This window comes from Nocardia sp. NPDC023733, assembly GCF_040639775.1.
GTDB classification, from domain to species: domain Bacteria; phylum Actinomycetota; class Actinomycetes; order Mycobacteriales; family Mycobacteriaceae; genus Nocardia; species Nocardia rosealba.
In genome coordinates this window covers 990,235-1,009,904 of record NZ_JBFAAN010000001.1, presented here as the reverse complement: position 1 = coordinate 1,009,904, position 19,670 = coordinate 990,235, and the positions used below count along the sequence as shown (strand labels likewise).

Here is a 19,670-nt window from a genome sequence, read left to right as displayed (position 1 = left end):
GAATGTAGTTCGAAGGGAGTTGACCGTTGACCGACACCGCGACCCGCCGCCGCCCACTGAACTCCACCGCGGCTTCGCTGCTGGGGTTCCTGCACGAGGGTCCGATGTCGGGCTGGGACCTGGCGACTCTCGCCCAGCAACGCATCGGCGACTTCTGGACCATCACCCAGAGCCAGGTCTACCGCGAACTCGCCACGATGGACACCGCGGGCCTGGTGACCAAGGGTGAACGGGGTGCGCGAGAGCGCATTCCCTACCGGATCACCGACACCGGGCGGGAGGCGTTCGCCGAATGGATCGCCCGCGATCCCGGTGCCGAGACGATCCGGGTGCCGTTGCTGCTCACCCTGTCGTTCGGCGAGCATCTCGATCCCACGCACCGCGACCGGATCATCACCGCCAACCGCAACATCCACCAGGACCGGCTCGACCGCTATCTCGACGAGGACGCGACCGCGCTGGCGCCGCATCAGCGCGCCACTCTCGAATTCGGGATCGCCTACGAGCGCGCGGTGCTGCAGTGGTTCGACCAGCTGCCCGCCGTCTTTGCCGGGCAACCGCCGCGCTGAGCTCAGGAAACGCTGTGCGCGGTCGCGAGCCGCAACCAGTCGAGGGCGGCGCCGACCCCGTCGACGACGTTCGCGCCCGCGGGCAGGGGTGGGCGTTCGATCATGACGACCGGCACGCCGGCCGTGCGCGCCGCGGCGATCTTCGCCTCGGTCTGCGCACCGCCACTGTTCTTGGTGACCAGGACGTCGATGCGATGACGCGACATCAGCACCAGTTCCTCGTCGAAGGTGAACGGCCCACGCGCGAGCAGCAATTCGTAGCGCGGTGGCAGCGGGGCGGTCGGCGCGTCGATCGATCGGATGACGAAACGCTGCCTGCGACAGCCCTCGAAGGCGCCGACACCTTGGCGGCCGATGGTGAGCAGCACATTCTCGCCCCGGTCGGCCAGGGCGGAGGCTGCCCCGGCGAGATCGGGTACCCGCGTCCACAGATCGCCCCGGCGCGGCACCCATTCGGGGCGGCGCAGGTGCAGCGCGGGCAGGCCGAGGTCGGCGGCCGCGGTCGCCGCATGGGTACTGACCTGGGCCGCGAAGGGGTGGGTGGCATCCACGACGGCATCGATACGGTTCTCGCGTAGCCAGGTTCGGAGGCCCTCGACACCACCGAATCCGCCGATGCGCACCGGACCGACCGGCAATCGCGGGTTGGCGACACGTCCCGCCAGCGAGGAGACGATGTCGACTCCACGCTCACCGGACGCCAGGTTCGCCAGCTCACGAGCCTCGCCCGTACCGCCGAGGATCAGAACTCTCAGGACTGCCCGCTGACGTCGTCCCGGTCAGGGGTGGTCGACCTGGTGCACCGCATACAACTCCGTCCATCGAAATCGAGGCTCCGAGTTTTGCCCGGGCCGCGCCCGACCATACCCCCGTTGGGGAAGTGTTACACCTTCGGCGCATAACTTTCTGGATGAGCTTGCAGATGCACTCACCGTTCGGCCGTGATCTGACCGTGATCTGACCGTGATCGGCACAGTGTCGACATGGACGGTTGACCAGCACGTTCGCCGCCCACGCCCGGGTCGGTGGTGCGGGCGCACCGGCGAGCCCGACATCGGTTTCGAGTCCGGTAGCCACACTGGGCGATTGCCCAGCATCTCGATGCCATCGAAGACATACGCCGCGTGCGAGCGATGTTCGGCCGGTGGCGCGCGAGACCACGTGTGGACTGAACAGTCGCATCGGCCTGCTACCCGAAAAGGAGCAAATTCGGGGCGCACACCCCGGCACATCGTTATGCGAGACGACGGGTGACTCGTCAGGAATTTGCGCGCGGTTTGACGACGATCCACTGCGCGACGGGAAGCTGCGGCCGCCACGCCGTGAACCCGCCGAGCGGTTCACCTCGGTAGATCTGGAATTTGCGCAGGGTGCCACCGTGGCGCGCGCACCAGGCCAGCAGCAGCGTTTCCGACTCCGCGGTCACCGCATTGGCCACCAGGCGGCCGCCGGGCCGCAGGCGTTGCCAGCAGGCGTCGAAAACGCCGTCCTGGGTGAGTCCGCCGCCCAGGAAGATCGCGTCGGGCGCCGGGGAGTCGGTGCGGGTGTCGGGGAACGTGCCGCGCACCGCGATGCCGGGCACACCGAGCGCGTGCGCGTTGGTGGCGATCTGATCGCGACGGGCGGGCAGGCGTTCATAGGTGACCGCGCGGCACGCCGGGTGGGTACGGCACCATTCGATCGCGATGGTGCCCGAACCGCCGCCGACATCCCACAGCAGTTCGCCGGGTGCCGGGGCGAGGGCGCTGACGGTGAGTGCGCGGACCTCGGCTTTGGTGAGCTGGCCGTCGCCGGTGAACGAATCGTCGCGCAGGCCAGGCATTCTCGTGCGGCGCGGGTGATGCGGGTCGGCCACGCAGTCGACGGCACAGAGGTTGAGCGGGTCACCCGGGGGCTGCTGCCAGCCGTCGGCCGTGCCGGTACGCAGGCATTCGTTCTCGCCGCCGAGCTGTTCGAGCACGGTGAGCGTGGAGGCACCGAAACCGTTGTCGCGCAGCATTTTCGCCAGCGCGGCCGGGGTCGATTCGTTCTCGCTCAGGACGAGAATTCGACGGCGGTCGGCCAGTTCCGGCAGCACCGTGGTGAGCGGTCGGGCGACCACACTCACCACCGGGGTCTCGGCCAGCGGCCAGCCGAGCCGGGCGCACGCCAGCGACACCGACGACGGTTGCGGGTACACGTCGAGCGCGCCGGGTCCGACGATGCGGGCCAGGGTGGCACCGATGCCGTAGAACATGGGATCGCCGCTGGCGAGCACGGTGAGCCGCCGACCGCTGTGGTGCGTAAGCAGTTCCGGGAGAGCGGGCAGCAGGGGTGTCGGCCACGGGATTCGCTCGAACTTCCCGTCCGGTACCAGCGCCAGCTGTCGCGGCGACCCGAACACCACTTCGCTGTCCTCGACTGCCGCTTTGGCCCGCTCCCCCAGGCCACCCCACCCGTCCGCGCCGATACCCACCACGCGGATCGGGACACCCGACCACGCCGCACTAGTCATCGGGGTACCCCACCCGTCTGCGAGCGGACTGTTGTTGTCGCACGCAGAGCAGTGTCGATGCGCTCACGCCGGGCCGTCGGGACGGCAGCCACCGCGACATACGGCGCCGAACCGGGGCGGGCACGCCGCGCCATCGAAGCCGAGGTCATCGCAGCATCCGGCGCCGAAGCGACACGCGCGCAGCGGACCATCGGGGCGGCAATCACCGTGGCATCCGGCGCCAGATGGACTGCGGCAGAAGGCGCATGACGAAGAAGGCCAGCGCTAGGCGGCCGGGGACGGCGACCCGGGTGGCGCCCTTGTTCAAGGCGCGGACGACGGCGTCGGCGACCTGGTCGGGGGTGCTGGCCATGGGCGCGGGGTCCATGCCCTCGGTCATGCGGCCGATGACGAAACCCGATCGGACCAGCAGCAACTGGACACCAGTTCCGTGCAGGGCGTCACCGAGGCCGCTGGCGAAACCGTCCAGGCCCGCCTTGGCCGAACCGTAGACGTAGTTCGCGCGCCGTACCCGCACACCGGCAATGGAGCTGAACACCACGATCTGGCCACTGCCCTGGGCGCGCAGCAGATTCGCGAGGGTGGTGAGGACACTGACCTGGGCGACGTAGTCGGTGTGGACGACGGCGACGGCGTGGTCGGGGTCGTGTTCGGCGCGGGCTTGGTCGCCGAGAACGCCGAATGCCAGGACGGCCGTGCCGATTCCACCGTGTTCGGCGGCGATCTTCTCGAGCAGCGTGGCGTGCGTCGCGGTGTCGTCGGCGTCGAATTCGACCGTGTGCACCGCGGTCGCCCCGGCCGCGCGTACCTGCTCGACCTCGGCGGCCAGCGCATCGGAGCGGCGGGCGGCGAGGACCACCACCCGGCCCGGCGCCAGCCTGCGCGCGACTTCCAACCCGATCTCACTGCGCCCACCCAGAACCAGGACCGGGCCCCGGTTCGCCTGCTGCTCTCCCATGCGCACAGTGTGTCATCCCGGGTTCCCGCCGCCACCGAGCCTCCCCGCCATTACGAACCGCGACCGGCGAAGCGACGCCGGATCCTGTTCGAACACGCGGCCGCGGCACCGACAGCCGGCCGAACGGCCGGGTGTCGCACAGCGGTCCGTTCGAGCGGCAGGCCCGCGAACACCCCTCCGACCGCCCGGCGCTGACTGAAAGGGTGCCGTTGTGGGCGCGCGCCCGCCGACCGAGCGCACGGGGTGACCGGCTAGCGTCGAACACATGCCCACCGCGACCACACAGCTCTCCCCCGCCGCCCTCGCGTTCGTCGCCGAGCGGCACCTGGCCACCCTCACCACCCTGCGGGCGGACGGCACACCGCACGTCGTCGCCGTCGGGTTCACCTGGGACGCGGACAGCGGCATCGCGCGGGTGATCACCGATGGCGCGTCGGTGAAGGCCCGTAATGCCGCGCGGGGTGGTTACGCGGCCGTCAGCCAGGTCGACGGGGCGCGGTGGCTCACCCTCGAAGGGCCGACCACCGTGCTGACCGAGGCCGACGATGTCGCCGAGGCCGTTCGCCGCTACACCGAGCGCTACCGCGTGCCGCGCGAGAACCCCACGCGCGTGGTCGTCGCGATCCAGGTGCGCCGGGTTTTGTCGTCGAGCACGCTCAAATAGCTTGTGGCCGTTTACAACACGGTCAGGCCGTGCGGGCGCTGGTTCATGGACTCCACGCCGTCCTCGGTGACGACCACGATGTCCTCGATGCGCGCACCCCACTGCCCCGGGAAGTAGATGCCGGGTTCGATGCTGAACGCCATGCCCGGCTCTAGCACCAGATCATTGCCCGCCACGATGTAGGGCTCCTCGTGCACCGACAGGCCGATGCCGTGTCCGGTGCGGTGCACGAACGCATCGCCCAGACCCGCGTCGGCCAGCACGGTGCGGGCTGCGGCGTCGACGGATTCGGCGGTGACGCCGGGTCGCACGGCGGCCACCGCCGCCGCCTGCGCCGCCTCGAGCAACGCCATCCGCTCGGCGACCTGCTTGCTCGGCTCACCGAGCACATAGGTGCGGGTGGAATCGGAGTAGTAGCCGGGCGTCACCGGTCCGCCGATATCGATCACCACCACGTCGCCCTCTTCGATGACGCGGTCGGAGAAGAGGTGGTGCGGGATGGCGCCGTTCGGGCCGCTGCCGACGATGACGAACTCCGCCTCGGTGTGCCCCTCCTCGCGAATCGCCGCCTCGATATCGGCATACACCTCGGCCTCGGTGCGGCCCGCCCGCAGGAACTCGCCCATCCGGGCGTGCACGCGGTCGATCGCGGCGCCCGCACGGCGTAAGGCGTCGATCTCGGCCTCGTCCTTGATCATCCGCGACTGGCGCAGCACGGGAGTGGCCGAGGACGGCAGCCCCGTGGTCTGCTCGGCCAGCGGAATCAGGTGCAGGGCGGGCATGGCGTCGGCGACGGCGATGCGGGAACCGGCGTGCAGGGTGGAACGGACCAGCTGGTACGGGTCGACGCCGTCGACCCAGTCGAGGATCCGCAGACCCAGTTCCCCGGCCACCGAGCCGTCCAGCGCGGCGAGCTCGAGCTTCGGCACGACGACCGACGGAGTCGCGCCGTCGGCGGTGATCACCAGACAGGTGAGCCGTTCGAACGATTCGGCATCGGACCCGATGAGATACCGCAGGTCGGGACCTGGCGTAATGAGCAGGGCGTCCAGATGCGCCGCGCGCATCAACTCCACCGCCCGCTCGAGCCGCTGACCGTAGACATCCGCCGCGAACCTGGCATTCGTGTGCGCGCTCATAGCTTCCGACGTTACCCGCCGCGCCGCGACCCGCGCAGAGTCGCCCGCACGACGTGCGATCGCGAGCGCCGCGCGCCCACGGCCTGGGCGCCATCGGACGACGCGGCGCCGATCCCGCTCACCTGTCGGAGCCACAGGGCACAATCACCGGGTGACCGTTGCCGAGAGCACCCGTGGACCCCTGTTGATCCTGGACGGCGCCAGCCTGTGGTTCCGCGCCTACTACGCGATCCCCGACAAACTGCGCGGCGCCGACGGCCGCTCGGTGAACGCGGTGCGCGGCTTCACCGACATGGTCGCCTCGCTGATCACCAAACACCGGCCGAGCAGGCTCGTCGTCGGGCTGGACCTGGACTGGCGCCCGCCGTTCCGGGTGGCGCTCGTGCCGTCGTACAAGGCGCACCGCCTCGACACCAGCAGCACGGCCGCGCCCGGCGCCGAAGAAGTTCCCGACACCCTCACCCCGCAGGTGCCGATGATCCTGGACGTGCTCGCCGCGGCCGGGATCGCCACCGGCGGCGCCGAGGGGCTCGAAGCCGACGACGTCCTCGGCACCCTGGCCTATCGCGAGCGCACCGATTCCGTGGTTGTCGTCAGCGGCGACCGCGACCTGCTGCAACTGGTCCGCGACGACCCGGCACCGCCGGTGCGGGTGCTCTACGCGGGCCGTGGCCTGGCCAAGGCCGAGCTGTACGGGCCCGCCGAGGTGTCCGCGAAATACGGTGTGCCCGTGGTGAACGCGGGGCCCGCGTACGCCGATATGGCCACTTTGCGTGGCGACGCCTCCGACGGGTTGCCCGGTGTGGCGGGCATCGGCGACAAATCCGCCGCCCAGCTCATCTCCCGGTTCGGCTCCCTCGACGCCCTGATGGCCGCCGTGGACGATCCCGCATCCGATCTCGCCAAGGGTGTGCGGGCCAAACTCGTTGCCGCACAGGACTATCTGAAGGCCGCCGCACCGGTGGTCCGGGTGGTCTGCGATGCCGATGTGGAGCTGTCGGGCCCCGATACCCTGCCCGCGGCACCCGCCGACCCGGAGCGGCTGCGCGAACTCGCGGCCGCCTACAACGCCGAGAGCCCGATCACCCGGCTGATCACGGCGCTGGCCGCCGCGCACACCGCGTGAACGACGCCGGGCCGCCCGCAAACAGAGCGGGCGGCCCGGAAACCACCTGGCGGTAGGCTGAAAACCGCAGTACGACAGCCTAGTTGGGGCGGCCGACCTCGTAGGTACCGTCTTCCTTCGTGATCTTCACGGTGACCTTCTTGTCCTCACCGCTGACCTTCAGGTCGCAGGTGAAGGTCGCGTCGACCTCGACCTTCTGACCCGACGGGCACGACACATCGGAGACATCCGCGATGCCGTAGGAGCCGGTGAGCACCGAGGAGACACCGTCCTGCACCGCCGACTGGTCGAGCTCGTCGGACGAGAACACGACGAGCAGCAGGCCGATCACGGCGGCGATCACCAGCACGCCGGCCACGACGAGGCCGATGATCAGGCCCTTGCTCTTACCCTTGCCCCCGGGACCTTGCTGGGACTGCTGCGGCTGCTGACCCCACTGCTGCTGCGGCTGCTGACCCCACTGCTGGGCGCCTGCGGGCTGCTGCGCGTTCCAGTCCTGCGGCGGCGGCTGGGTCTGACCCCACTGCTGCTGCGGACCGGTCGGCTGCTGCGGCTGCGGCTGGCCCCACTGCTGCGGCTGCTGGGGCTGCTGCGGCTGGCCCCACTGCTGCTGGGGCTGCTGTTGAGGTTGCTGCGGCTGCTGGGGCTGACCCCACGGCTGCTGCGGTTGCTGTCCGGCGTTGGGGTCACCCCACTGCTGGGTCGGCTGGGCGCCCTGGGGCGGCTGCTGCGGCGGCTGTGCCGCGCCACCCCAGTGCTGGGTGGGACCGGCGCCACCGGCCCCCTGCTGACCCCCCCAGTGCTGGGTGGGATCGTTGCTCCCCTCCCCTGGGCCGTTCGGTCCGTACGGGCCGCTCATCCACTCGCCTCCACTCGCATAGTTGTACACACGGTAGCCCCCCGCGCCAGGCCGGCTACGCCAGGAAATCAAATCACAGACGAAACATCTACGCGGCGTCCACCGCGACGACACCCCGTCGGACGGCACGCACGGCCTTGGCCGCGGTACTCGCGATCTCGATATCGTCCGCGGTGTTGTGGATCTGGTCGAGCAGGTCGATCACCTGCCTGCACCAGCGCACGAAGTCGCCCGCCGACATCACGCTGCTCTGATCGCCGCTGGCCAGCAACGCCTCGGCCAACGCGTCACCGCGCGCCCACTTGTACACCCCGTTGACGAATCCCAGATCGGGTTCGCGGGTGGGCGGCAGCTTGTGCCTCGCCTCGTCGGCACGCACTTGTCCCCACACTTCGATGGTCGCGGCGACCGCGCGCCGGATGGGATCGGTGGGGCCGTGCGCGGTGAGCAAGCCGGACTCCTGCCGCGATTCGTACACCAGCGCGGACACCACTCCGGCGAGCTCGGCGGGACCGAGCCCGCGCCACAGCCCCTGCCGCAGGCATTCCGCGACGACCAGGTCGCTTTCGGCGTAAATACGGGCCAGCCGCCTGCCGTCGGGCGTCACTTCACCGTGCTCGACGAAACCGCGTTCCTCGAGCAGGCCGACGATGCGGTCGAAGGTGCGCGCGAGGGAATTCGTCGTCGCGGCAACCTTCTGGCGCATCGACTCGGTCTCGCGGGCCAGCCGCGCGTAGCGCTCGCCGATGCGGCTGAGCTGTTCGCGGTCGGGCCTGCTGTGTGCCGGATGGGCGCGCAGGCTGCGGCGCAGGGTGGCCAGCTGACGGTCCTCGCCCGCGCGGGTGTGGTCGTTGCGCCTGCGCCTGCCACGGCCGGGTGCCGAGATGCCGGTTCCGCGCAGCGCCGAGGCGAGGTCGCGGCGGATGCGGGCGGTGCGGTGGTCGACCCGGCGCGGCAACCGCATGTGTCCGAGGGGCTCGGCGGGGACGGGGAAGTCCGCGGCGGAAATCCTTCCGGCCCAATGGTCTTCGGTCAACACGAGGGGACGCGGGTCGCCGGGGGTCTGATCGGGTTCCAGGATCACCGCGAGCCCCGCACGCTTGCCCGACGGGATCGCGACCACATCGCCGCGCCGCAATTCGATCAGCGCACGCACGGCAGCGCCGCGCCGGTCGGCCCGGCCCTGCTGCTGGATGTCGCGCTCGCGCTGCTTGATCCGGTCACGCAGCGACAGGTACTCCATGAAGTCACCGTCGACGCCGCCGAGCTGGCTCTCCAGCTTGCGCAACGCGCCCTGGTTCTTCTCGATACCGCGCACCAGTCCGACCACCGAGCGGTCGGCCTGGAACTGGGCGAAGGACCGTTCCAGCAGGTTGCGGGCGTCTTGGGCGCCCATCCGGTCGATCAGGTTGATCGACATGTTGTAGCCGGGCCGGAAGGAACTGCGCAGCGGGTAGGTGCGGGTGGAGGCCAGACCGGCGACCGCGCTGGTGTCGACCTCTGGTTGCCACAGCACCACGGCGTGGCCTTCGATATCGATCCCACGCCTGCCCGCGCGACCGGTGAGCTGGGTGTATTCGCCGGGGGTGAGTTCGGCGTGCGTCTCGCCGTTGAACTTCACCAGGCGCTCGAGCACCACCGTGCGGGCGGGCATATTGATACCGAGGGCGAGGGTCTCGGTGGCGAACACGGCCCGCACGAGGCCCTTGACGAACAGTTCCTCCACCGTGTGCCGGAAGGCGGGCAGCATGCCCGCGTGGTGGGCGGCGAGCCCGCGCTGCAGCGCTTCGCGCCATTCCCAGTATCCGAGCACCTCCAGATCGGCCTTCGGCAGGTCGCCGGTGTGCTTCTCGATGATCTCGTCGACGACCTCGGCGTCGCCCGGCCTGCTCAGGTCCAGACGCGCGCGCAGGCACTGGGCCAGCGCGCCGTCGCAGCCCGCGCGGCTGAAGATGAAGGTGATGGCGGGCAGCAAGCCTTCCTCGTCGAGGCGGGCCAGCACCTCCGGGCGCGGCAACGGCCGGAAATTGCCCCGGGCGCCGCGGCCGCGCGGACCGCCGTACCCGTGCATGCGGTCACTGGCCTCGCGCTGCCGGATGAACCGGACCAGGTCTTCGTCGACGACGACCTTCTGATCGCTGGATTTCGTGTCGAACAGGTCGAACATCCGCTTGCCGACCATCACGTGCTGCCACAGCGGCACCGGCCGCGTCTCGTCGACCACCACCGCGGTGTCGCCGCGCACGGTCTCCATCCACGCGCCGAACTCCTCGGCGTTCGACACCGTCGCCGACAGGCTCACCAGGCGCACATCCGGCGACAGATGCAGGATCACCTCCTCCCACACCGCGCCGCGGAAGCGGTCGGCCAGGTAGTGCACCTCGTCCATGACGACGTACGACAGCCCGCGCAACGCGTCGGAGGAGGCGTAGAGCATGTTGCGCAGCACCTCGGTGGTCATCACGACCACTGGCGCGTCGGGGTTGATGGACTGGTCGCCGGTGAGCAGGCCGACGCTGTCGCGACCGTAGCGGGCGGTGAGGTCGGCGAACTTCTGGTTCGACAGCGCCTTGATCGGCGTGGTGTAGAAGCACTTGCCGCCCGAGGCGAGCGCCAGATGCACGGCGAACTCGCCGACGATGGTCTTACCCGCACCGGTGGGCGCGCAGACCAGCACGCTGTGCCCCTCTTCCAAGGCCTCGCACGCGGTGCGCTGGAAGGGGTCGAGGTCGAACGAGATTTCGCTGGCGAACTGCGCCAACTCGCTGGTCCGCGCGGGAGAATCGGTCACATCTCAGAGCGTATCGGAGTAGTCCGACACCGGTCGCTCTGTTTTCCGTGCGTCCTCGACGGGTCCGCTCGGCGCGACCGGATCGGGGGTGCCCAGCGGCGAGGCCTCGTCGTCGGACAGCCCGGCCAGGCCGTCGGCGGCCGCACGCCTGGCCCGGCGCGCGTCGTTGAACCGGGCGAACTGCACCGCCAGCTCGAACAGCACGGTCAGTGCCAGCGCGAGCGCGAGCATCGAGAACGGGTCCTGCGGGGTGACGATCGCGGCGAAGACGAACAGGCCGAACACGATGCCCCGTCGCCACGCCTTGAGCTTCACGTACGGCAGCACGCCGACGAGGTTGAGCCCGATGACGATCAGCGGCGTCTCGAAGCTGACACCGAAGATGATGAGCAGCTGGATGATGAACCCGAAGTACTGCGTACCGCTGAGCGCGGTGATCTGCACGTTGTCACCGATGGTGAGCAGGAACGACAGGGCATGCGACACGACGACGTAGGCGAGCACGGCGCCGGTGACGAAAAGGACCGAACCGGCCCCGACGAACCCGAAGGCGTACCGGCGTTCCTTGGCGTAGAGGCCGGGGGTGATGAAGGCCCACAGCTGATACAGCCAGAACGGCGCGGCCAGCACCACACCGGCGGTGAAACCGACCTTCAGGCGGAGCATGAACTGTTCGAACGGGCCGGTCGCGAGCAGTCGGCAGGCGCCGTCGGGCGTCAGGGTGGCGCGGGCGGAGGCGGGCAGCTCACAGTAGGGGCCGCGCAGGATCTCGCCGAGGCTGTCGAGCCCGAACAGCGGGGTGGCATACCAGAAGAAGCCGAGCAGGGTGGTGACCGCGATGGCGGCGAGGGCGAGCAGCAACCGGGTGCGCAGCTCCTGCAGGTGCTCGACCAACGACATGGTGCCGTCGGGATTCGTCCTGCGCTTGCTGCGCCGTGGATCGAACGGGATGCGCATGGTTGGTGTGGCCTCTAACCCTCGGTTCGGCGGATGCTCGGCAAACAGCACGGCGCCCCGGAGCGGCCGCTACCGCCCCGGGGTGAATGCGTGGGTCAGAGCGTCTTGTGCTGCGGCTGCGGCTGCGCGACCGGGGTGGCCTGGACCTGCGGAGCCGAGGCGGGCAGCTGCTGCTGTGGCGCCGCATCGGTGGGCGCGGTGGTGGTGGCCGAGGACTCGGCCTGCATCTGCCCGACCTCGCTCTTGAAGATCCGCAGCGACCGGCCGAGACCGCGCGCCGCGTCCGGCAGCCGCTTCGCACCGAAGAGCAGGACGAACAGCAGCGCGATGATCAGCAGGTGCGACCAGCTGAACGTTCCCATGATGAGTTACCTCCAAAGACTGTGGTGATTACCGATGCTACCTGTGCGCGCAGTTTCGTGGACCCGCGCCCGTGGAGGTGTTCGCCACCCGTTCAACGGGCGACGGCGCGTGCGGCGGCGGTCAGTTCGGCGAACAGGCGGCTGCCGCTGAAGCGTCGTTCGTCGCCGGATTCGGCGGCCCGGATCAGTTCGACGAGTCTGCGGTTGACCGGTGTCGGCCGCCCGACCATTTCCCCGAGGCGCACGATTTCCCCACACAGCCAAGCGATTTCGGTGCGTTTGCCACGGGCCAGGTCGTCGGCCATCGATGACCGCGCCACCGGGTCGATGGCGAGGACCCGGCCGAACACCCGCCGGAACAGCGAGTCGGGGACGCGCAGCAGATGCACCATCAGTTCCGGTGGCACCGGGGTGAGCTGAGCGGGCCGAATTCGCGCAGTGTTCATCACCGCGAGGGCTTCGGACTGGGTGAGGGCGAGGCAGCGCCGGTAGTCGCGGTCGGCCAGTTCCTCGCGCAGCGGTCTGCCCGACAGCGCGTTGATCGGGTTGTTGAGGTTGAGCAGGAGTTTGGCCCACTGGACGGGCCGCAGGTCGCGGTGGCGGCGCAGCGGCAGGCCCGCCTCGCGGAAACGGTCGGCGAACCGGTCGACGACCGGGTCGTCCTGGATGGCGAGGACACCGTCGCTTGCCCGGTGGAACCGGCCCTCGCCCCGGTGCACCACGTTGAACATCACCATGCCCGCCAGGACCACACTGGTCGGCAGGATCTCGCGGATGACGGTGTCGTTGCCGATGCCGTTCTGCAGACTCACCACCGGGGTGCCCGGGCGTAATCGCCCCGCGACAGCGCGCGCGGCGGTGGCGGTGTCGGCGGATTTCACGGTGACCAGGACGAGGTCGGCGCGTTCGGGTTCGTCGGGGGCGAGCGCGAGCCCGAACCGGTCGGGGCCGACTTCGGTGGCACCGCCGTCGAGGTCGGTCAGGCGCAGACCGTGTTCGGCGATGTCGTCGAGGACCCGCTGACGTCCGACGAAGATGACTTCCATACCCGCCGCGGCCAGCTGACCACCGACGAAAACCCCGACGCTACCCGCGCCGAGGACGAGGACTCGCTGACTCACGCGGGTTCGGTCTCCCCCAGCAGTCCGGCCGCCGCGTAGGCGGCCAGGGCGGCATCGGCGCGCTCACGCACCGCCGAGACCAGTTCGGGCGGCCCGAGCGCACTCACGCCGGTGCCGAACCCGAGCAGCAACCGTGCCATCCAGTCGGCCGAGGCGAATCGCATGCCCGCTTCGATGCTGCCGTCGGGGCGCGACCGGATGCGATGCATCGGGTACTGGTCGAGCACCCAGGCGTAGTCCGCGCGGATACGTAAGCGGGCCAGCGGAACGTCGGGGTCGTCCTGGAACAGGTCGAGCGCGGCGGCGTCGGCGGCGGCGTGACTCGGTGGACGGGCCGGTTCGTCGAGTTCGGTGGCGTCCTCGATGCGGTCGAACCGGAACAGCCGGACGCCTTCGGCCTGGCGGCACCAGGCCTGCAGGTAGCTGTTGTTGTCGACCAGCACGACCCTGATCGGGTCGACGACGCGTTCGGAGACCTCGTCGCGGCTGGCCGAGTAGTAGACCAGGCGCAGTGCGTGCGTGTCGGCGAGGGCGGCGCGCACGGTGGCCACCACCGGGCGTTCGACGGGCACCTGCGCGGGCGGGCGACTGACATCGCCGCCCGCGATGGCGGATTCGATCTTGGCGATCGCGGCGTGCGCGGCGGTCGGGTCGACCATGCCCGGCATCTCGACGATCGAGCGCAGCGCCACCAGCAGCGCGGTGGCCTCGGTGGAGGTCAGGCGCAGCGGGCGTTCGATGCCGGCCGAGAAGGTGACCTCGATGCTCTCCTCGGAGAACGACAGGTCGATGAGGTCGCCGGGGCCGTAACCCGGCAGCCCGCACATCCACAGCTGATTGAGGTCGCTCATCAGCTGCTTGGTGGTGACGCCCAGTTCGGCGGCGGCCTCGGCGGCGCTGATGCCGGGGTGCGCGAGCAGGTAGGGCACCATGTTCAGCAGGCGTGAAAGTCGTAGGGACAGGCGCGAACTCACGATGTCACCTCCGTGTGGTCCAGTACCGACCGTAGCCGGTTCATCACGTCGGCGCGCAATTCCGGTGGATCGAGCACCAGCACATCGGGGCCGAGGCCGGTGATGAGCCGGGCCACCCAGTCGCGTGAGCGCACCGGGACCTCGAGCACCGAGCCCGGGCGACCGCCGAGGTCACGGGTGTCGACTTCGGTGCCGATGCGGCGCAGTTCGCGGCCGCGGCCCTTGGCGACCCAGACGGTGGCCGTCCCGGTGACGGGCGCGTCGCCGGTGACCCGGTCGACGATGGCGCGCAGGTCGGCGTCGGCCGGTTTGTGGACCGCGTTGACCGGCCCGTACGCCTTCACCTCGCCCCCGATCCGCGAGAGCCGGAAGGTGCGCACCGCGTCGCGTTCCCGGTCGTGGCCGACCAGGTACCAGCGACCGTGGCGGGTGACGACACCCCACGGTTCGACATCTCGGGTGACGAACGGGTCGGTGACGGCGCTGTGGTGCCCGAACCGCACCGCCTGCCCCGCGTCGATGGCGGCGAGCAGTTCGCGCAGCACCGGTTCGGAACCACGGGTGCGGGCGGGCACCGCGGGCACCGAAACGCCCACGTTGTCGGTTTCCACGGTGACGCCGGCCGCCCGCAGCTTCAGCAAAGCGCCTTCGGCGGCACCGGCCAGTTCCGGCGACGCCCACATCTGCACGGCGACCGCGACGGCGGCGGCCTCCTCGCTGGACAGGTCGATATCGGGCAGTTCGTAGGCGTCGCGATTGATCCGGTAGCCCTCCAGCGTCGAGAAGCGACCGACCGGACCCACTTCCAGCGGGATGCCGAGGTCGCGGAGTTCGTTCTTGTCGCGCTCGAACATCCGGCTGAACGCCTCGTCGGTCGCGGACTCCTCGTAACCTGCCACGCTGTCACGGATACGTTCCGCGCTCAGGAACTGCCGGGTCGACAACAGCGCGATGACCAGATTCATCAGCCGCTCGACCTTGGATATCGCCACTCGATAGAGGGTAATGGTCGAGGGCGTCGGCTCGCGCGTCGGCGCACGATTGCCGTCGACCCGCCTCAGGCGCCGTCGATCACCAAGCAGAACGGGTGCCCCGCCGGATCGATGAGGACACGCCACCGATCCGGTTCCGGTTGCACCTCGGCTTTGGTGGCGCCGAGCGTCAGCAGCCGGGCTTCACCTTCGTCTAGGTTCGGGACCGCGAAATCGAGGTGGCACTGCTGCGGTGTCTGCTGTCCCGGCCACTGTGGTGGGCGGTAGTCGGCGACGCGCTCGAAGCCGAGTGACACTCCGTTCGGGCCGGTCAGCTCGATGTACTCGGGATCGGAGTCGGGGCTGCGCTCGAAGCCGGTGGCCCGCGCGTAGAACTCGGCGAGCGCATCCGGGTCGGGACAGTCGATCGTGACGGCGGCCAGCTTCATCCATACCTCCTGCATCGATGGCGAGAAGTACCTGTCCTCCGAGCGTGGCACGACGAGCGGCTTCTCGCCACGACATCGGTCATTCCCCGGAGCCGAAACGCTGTCGCAGTTCCCGCTTGAGCACTTTGTGCGTGGGCCCGAGCGGGAGTTCGGTGACGAACTCGACGCGACGCGGGTATTTGTACTTGGCGACCTGGGATCTGGCGAATTCGATCACCTCCTGCTCGCTCACCTCGCCGTCGGGCACGACCACGGCGACGATCTCCTCGCCGTAGTGCTCGTCGGGCACCCCGATGACCGCCACCTGGGCGATGCGTGGATGCCGCATCAGCGCCGCCTCGACCTCTGTCGGGTACACGTTGAAGCCACCGCGCAGGATCATCTCCTTGATCCGGTCGACGATGCGGATCCGGCCGGTCTCGTCGCGGGTGCCGAGGTCGCCGGTGCGGAACCAGCCGTCGATCACGGCGGCGGCGGTCGCCTCCGGCCTGCCGGTGTAGCCGCTGAACACGTTGTGGCCACGCACGACCACTTCCCCGACCTCGCCGACCGGCAGCAGCTCGATGCGGTCGGCGATGTCGGGGTCGGCGATCTCCACGTCGACACCCCATACCGGGTGCCCGACGGTGCCTGCCTCGGTTCCGTACACCGGCTGATTCACCGCAGCCGTGGGCGAGGTCTCCGACAGGCCGTACCCTTCGAGCACGGGCGCCCGGAAGAGCCGTTCGAACTCCTCGAGCACGGACACCGGCAGTGCGGCACCGCCGCTGACACAGAGCTTCAGCGCCGGAAGCCCGGTCGCGGTCGCGGCGGCCTCGATCAGCGACAGGTACATGGTCGGCACCCCGTGGAAGAGGTCGACCCGTTCGGCCGTCATCAACGCGATCGCCTGCGCGGCGTCGAATCTCGGCATCAGCACCAGGGTGCCGCCGACGCGCCAGTGCGAGTTCATCGACACGGTCTGCCCGAACACATGGAACAGCGGCAAGGCGCCGAGGGCGATGTCGTCGCGGTGGATCTCGTTGGCGTCGAAGGTGTTCACCGTCGCGCACATCACCATGTTGAGATGGCTCAGCTCGGCGCCCTTGGGGGTGCCGGTGGTGCCGCTGGTGTAGAACACCACGGCCGTGTCGAGTGGGCTGCGGGAGACGAAGGTCGGGATCGGCTCGCCGGCAAGGTCTTCCGGCGCCACCATCTCGATGCCGGCGGCTCGGGCGGCCTCGCCACCGGTCTGTGCCACCATCGGGTGACAGATCAGCAGGCGGGCGCCGCTGTCGCGCAGGACGTATTCCATCTCCGGCGCGGTGAGCAGCAGATGCACCGGCACCACCGTCGCTCCTGCGGCCAACACAGCGAAGTAGGCACGCGGGAAGTCGACGGTGTTCGGGCACAGCAGCGCCACCCGGTCACCCGGTTTCACGCCGCGTGCGATCAGCGCGGCGGCCTGCGCGCGGGCTTGCCGCCACAGATCGGCGAACGTGATGCGGTGTTCGCCCTCGATCAGGGCGAGGTGCTCGGGGCGGCGGCGGGCGGGTTCGGCGAGGATGCTCGCCAGGGAGAGGGTGGCGTTCACGGGTGCTCCTGGGTTCGACGGCGTCGGCGAGGTGTTGTCCGAGTCCGCTGGTGCGAGCGGACATCGTTGCGGTGATGGGCGAGAGATCGACTCCGACCGGGTCGGGATCGTCACGGATTGCGGGTGGGGACGGGTGGTGCCGTCGGGTGACACGACGGTGGCCGATATCGAGGCCGCGCAGGCTGCCGGTGCCGCGCGGGTCGGGCTGCTGCGCGTGGCGGCCGGGATGCGAACCTTTCGTCCGGGTGCGGGTGTGCTGCGGGCGCGCTCGGATGGCGACACGATCGGCGGTTGTGCGGGCCGGTCACCGGTGCAGGTGGACGGCCAGACCTTGGCCCACGCCGACGCACAGGGTGGCGATCGCGTGCTGCGCGTCGCGTTCGGTCAGTTCGAGCGCCGCGGTGAGGGCCAGCCGGGCGCCGCTGGCCCCGAGCGGATGGCCGAGGGCGATGGCGCCGCCGTTCGGGTTGATGTGCTCGGCGTCGTCGGGCAGACCGAGCGCCCGCGTCACCGCGAGCGCCTGGGCGGCGAAGGCCTCGTTGAGCTCGAACACGTCGACGTCGCCGATGCCGAGACCCGTTCTCGCGAGTAGCTTGCCGACCGCCGGAACCGGGCCGATGCCCATCGTGCGTGGCGGCACCCCCGCCGCCGTCACCGCGCCGACCCTGGCCAGCGGGGTGAGGCCGAAGCGATCCACGGCTGTCTCGGAGGCGAGCAGGACCGCCGCGGCACCGTCGTTGATGCCCGAGGAGTTGCCCGCGGTGATGGAGCCGCCCGCCACCACCGGCGGCAGGGCGGTGAGCTTCTCGGCGCTGGTCTCGCGCGGATGCTCGTCGCGCTCGACGACGACCGGTTCGCCACGCCGCCGCGCGACCGGAACCGGTGTGATCTCGCGTGCGAGGCGCCCGCGCGCGATCGCGGCCGCCGCCCGCTGCTGCGAGCGCAGCGCGAAGGCGTCCTGGTCGGCGCGGGAAACGCCGTGCTCGTCGGCGACGTGCTGGGCCGTCTCGGGCATGGTGTCGGTGCCGTATCGCGCGTGCAGGCGCGGATTCACCAGTCGCCAGCCGAGGGTGGTGTCGGCCAGCTGGGCCGAACGATCCCAGGGCGCGGCACTTTTGGGCAGCACGTAGGGCGCCCGCGTCATCGACTCGATGCCGCCGGCGATCACGAGATCGGCATCGCCCGCCCGGATCGCCCGCGCCGCGTGCCCCACCGCGTCCAGCCCCGAGGCGCACAAACGGTTCACGGTGACGCCCGGCACGCCGACCGGCAGACCGGCCAGCAACGCCGCCATTCGCGCGACGTTGCGGTTGTCCTCACCCGCCTGATTGGCGCACCCGAACACCACATCGTCGACGGCCGCCCAGTCCACCGCCGGAAACCGTTGCATCAGAGCGGAAATCACGTGGGCGGCAAGGTCGTCGGGCCGCACCTCGGCCAGTGCGCCACCGTAACGGCCGAAGGGAGTTCGCACACCGTCGACCAGGTACGCGGTGCCCATCACAAACCCATGTTCTTGGCGATGATCATCTTCATCACCTCGCTGGTGCCGCCGTAGATCCTGTTCACCCGGTTGTCGGCGTACAAGCGCGCCACCGGGTATTCGGTGATGTAGCCGTAGCCTCCGTGCAGTTGCAGACAGCGGTCGATCACTCGCGAGGCCACCTCGGTGCAGAACAGCTTGGCCGACGCGGCGTCGGCGGGGGTGAGTTCGCCGCTGTCGAGTGCGTCGAGGGCTCGGTCGACCACCGCTTCGGCCGCGTCGACCTCGGCCTGGCAGGCGGCCAGCTCGAACTTGGTGTTCTGGAACTGCGCCACCGGCTGACCGAAAACCTTGCGGTCCCTGGTGTATTCGAGGGCGAACCGGATCGCCGCCTTCGCCTGCGCGTAGGCGCCGAGCGCGATCGACAGCCGTTCCTGGGGCAGGTTCTGTCCCAGGTAGCCGAATCCCCTGTGCGGCTCACCCAGCAGATCCGACACCGGCACCCGCACATCGGTGAAGGACAGTTCCGCCGTGTCGGACACCTTCAGTCCGAGCTTGTCCAGTTTGCGCCCGACCGCGTATCCCGGCGAGGTCGTGTCGACCGCGAACAGTGAGATTCCATGTCTGCGATCGGTGTCCGAGGGCGGGGCGGTACGCGCGCAGACGATCACGCGGTCGGCGTGCACTCCGCCGGTGATGAACGTCTTCGCGCCGTTGAGCACGTAATGCGTGCCGTCCTCGGACAATTGGGCGGTCGTGCGCATACCGGCGAGGTCGGAGCCGGTGCCCGGTTCGGTCATGGCGATGGCGAACATGATCTCGCCCGACACGAATCCCGGCAGCCAGCGGTGCTTCTGTTCCTCGGTGGCGAGGTTCTTCAGATAGGGCAGGCACAGCCCCACGTGCACACCGGACCCGCCGAAGGACACACCCGCCCGGGCGGTCTCCTCGAGCAGGACGGCCTGGAACTTGAACGATTCGATACCGGCGCCACCGTATTCCTCGGGCACTTCGATCCCGAACACACCCAGCTCGGCCAGCTCGCGGTAGAACTCGCGCGGCACGATGCCCGCCTCGTACCACTGGTCGTACACGGGCACGACCCGCGACTCGACGAACGCGCGCACCGTTTTACGGAACGCTTCGTGCTCGTCGGTGAAAACTGTTCGCTGCATGATGA

General features: G+C 69.8%; 18 protein-coding genes. 3 read left to right on the top strand and 15 right to left on the bottom strand.

The window, feature by feature from the left end; translation table 11 throughout:
* The first annotated feature begins 26 nt into the window (after positions 1-26).
* Positions 27-569, top strand: a complete 543-nt coding sequence (locus AB0F86_RS04590) for a PadR family transcriptional regulator (protein ID WP_181696409.1) — start codon at positions 27-29, stop codon at positions 567-569.
* Positions 570-571: 2 nt separating this feature from the next.
* On the opposite strand, the gene AB0F86_RS04585 is transcribed toward AB0F86_RS04590, so the two are convergent.
* The 3 genes from AB0F86_RS04585 to AB0F86_RS04575 all read right to left on the bottom strand — a co-directional run bounded on the left by AB0F86_RS04585 (position 572) and on the right by AB0F86_RS04575 (position 4,021).
* Positions 572-1,324, bottom strand: coding sequence for a cobalt-precorrin-6A reductase (locus tag AB0F86_RS04585; RefSeq protein ID WP_356983725.1), 753 nt, complete (start codon positions 1,322-1,324; stop codon positions 572-574).
* Positions 1,325-1,827: 503 nt separating this feature from the next.
* A complete protein-coding gene (gene cbiE, locus AB0F86_RS04580) occupies positions 1,828-3,063 on the bottom strand; it encodes a precorrin-6y C5,15-methyltransferase (decarboxylating) subunit CbiE (protein WP_356981984.1) in 1,236 nt (411 codons plus the stop codon).
* A gap of 202 nt (positions 3,064-3,265) precedes the next feature.
* The gene (locus AB0F86_RS04575) at positions 3,266-4,021 is read right to left on the bottom strand and encodes an SDR family NAD(P)-dependent oxidoreductase (RefSeq protein ID WP_356981983.1); all 756 of its coding nucleotides are present in this window, start codon (positions 4,019-4,021) and stop codon (positions 3,266-3,268) included.
* 265 nt (positions 4,022-4,286) lie between these two features.
* Between AB0F86_RS04575 and AB0F86_RS04570 the strand changes: the two genes are divergently transcribed.
* Positions 4,287-4,685 (top strand): PPOX class F420-dependent oxidoreductase, encoded by a 399-nt coding sequence (locus AB0F86_RS04570; protein ID WP_356981981.1) that lies wholly within the window; start codon positions 4,287-4,289, stop codon positions 4,683-4,685.
* Between the two features lie 11 nt (positions 4,686-4,696).
* Here the strand turns inward: AB0F86_RS04570 and AB0F86_RS04565 are convergent, their stop codons facing one another.
* Positions 4,697-5,824, bottom strand: coding sequence for a Xaa-Pro peptidase family protein (locus tag AB0F86_RS04565; protein ID WP_356981980.1), 1,128 nt, complete (start codon positions 5,822-5,824; stop codon positions 4,697-4,699).
* A gap of 151 nt (positions 5,825-5,975) precedes the next feature.
* Here AB0F86_RS04565 and AB0F86_RS04560 point away from each other — a divergent pair, with 151 nt between their 5' ends.
* On the top strand, positions 5,976-6,950 hold the full coding sequence (locus AB0F86_RS04560) for a 5'-3' exonuclease (protein WP_356981978.1): 975 nt from the start codon (positions 5,976-5,978) through the stop codon (positions 6,948-6,950).
* A 79-nt stretch (positions 6,951-7,029) separates the two neighbouring features.
* Here the strand turns inward: AB0F86_RS04560 and AB0F86_RS04555 are convergent, their stop codons facing one another.
* The 11 genes from AB0F86_RS04555 to AB0F86_RS04505 form a co-directional block, all read right to left on the bottom strand.
* Positions 7,030-7,809 (bottom strand): DUF4333 domain-containing protein, encoded by a 780-nt coding sequence (locus AB0F86_RS04555; protein ID WP_181696414.1) that lies wholly within the window; start codon positions 7,807-7,809, stop codon positions 7,030-7,032.
* A gap of 88 nt (positions 7,810-7,897) precedes the next feature.
* Positions 7,898-10,600 carry an RNA helicase gene (locus AB0F86_RS04550; RefSeq protein ID WP_356981976.1) on the bottom strand — a complete coding sequence of 901 codons (2,703 nt, stop codon included), beginning with the start codon at positions 10,598-10,600 and terminating at the stop codon, positions 7,898-7,900.
* Positions 10,601-10,603: 3 nt separating this feature from the next.
* A complete protein-coding gene (tatC, locus tag AB0F86_RS04545; protein WP_181696416.1) occupies positions 10,604-11,557 on the bottom strand; it encodes a twin-arginine translocase subunit TatC in 954 nt (317 codons plus the stop codon).
* 95 nt (positions 11,558-11,652) lie between these two features.
* On the bottom strand, positions 11,653-11,919 hold the full coding sequence (gene tatA / locus AB0F86_RS04540) for a Sec-independent protein translocase subunit TatA (protein ID WP_067492102.1): 267 nt from the start codon (positions 11,917-11,919) through the stop codon (positions 11,653-11,655).
* Between the two features lie 92 nt (positions 11,920-12,011).
* Positions 12,012-13,040, bottom strand: coding sequence for a 2-dehydropantoate 2-reductase (locus AB0F86_RS04535; RefSeq protein ID WP_181696417.1), 1,029 nt, complete (start codon positions 13,038-13,040; stop codon positions 12,012-12,014).
* Positions 13,037-14,014, bottom strand: coding sequence for a YafY family protein (locus tag AB0F86_RS04530; RefSeq protein WP_356981973.1), 978 nt, complete (start codon positions 14,012-14,014; stop codon positions 13,037-13,039). Before AB0F86_RS04530 ends, AB0F86_RS04535 begins: the two co-directional genes overlap by 4 nt.
* Positions 14,011-15,006 carry a YafY family protein gene (locus tag AB0F86_RS04525; protein WP_084456314.1) on the bottom strand — a complete coding sequence of 332 codons (996 nt, stop codon included), beginning with the start codon at positions 15,004-15,006 and terminating at the stop codon, positions 14,011-14,013. Before AB0F86_RS04525 ends, AB0F86_RS04530 begins: the two co-directional genes overlap by 4 nt.
* A gap of 65 nt (positions 15,007-15,071) precedes the next feature.
* On the bottom strand, positions 15,072-15,434 hold the full coding sequence (locus AB0F86_RS04520) for a VOC family protein (protein WP_356981971.1): 363 nt from the start codon (positions 15,432-15,434) through the stop codon (positions 15,072-15,074).
* Between the two features lie 79 nt (positions 15,435-15,513).
* Positions 15,514-17,007 (bottom strand): long-chain fatty acid--CoA ligase, encoded by a 1,494-nt coding sequence (locus AB0F86_RS04515; RefSeq protein WP_356981970.1) that lies wholly within the window; start codon positions 17,005-17,007, stop codon positions 15,514-15,516.
* Positions 17,008-17,311: 304 nt separating this feature from the next.
* Positions 17,312-18,508: a 3-oxoadipyl-CoA thiolase gene (pcaF, locus tag AB0F86_RS04510; protein WP_356983723.1), complete on the bottom strand. Its 1,197-nt coding sequence runs from the start codon at positions 18,506-18,508 to the stop codon at positions 17,312-17,314.
* Positions 18,508-19,665 (bottom strand): acyl-CoA dehydrogenase family protein, encoded by a 1,158-nt coding sequence (locus AB0F86_RS04505; protein ID WP_356981968.1) that lies wholly within the window; start codon positions 19,663-19,665, stop codon positions 18,508-18,510. Before AB0F86_RS04505 ends, pcaF begins: the two co-directional genes overlap by 1 nt.
* Positions 19,666-19,670 lie beyond the last annotated feature (5 nt).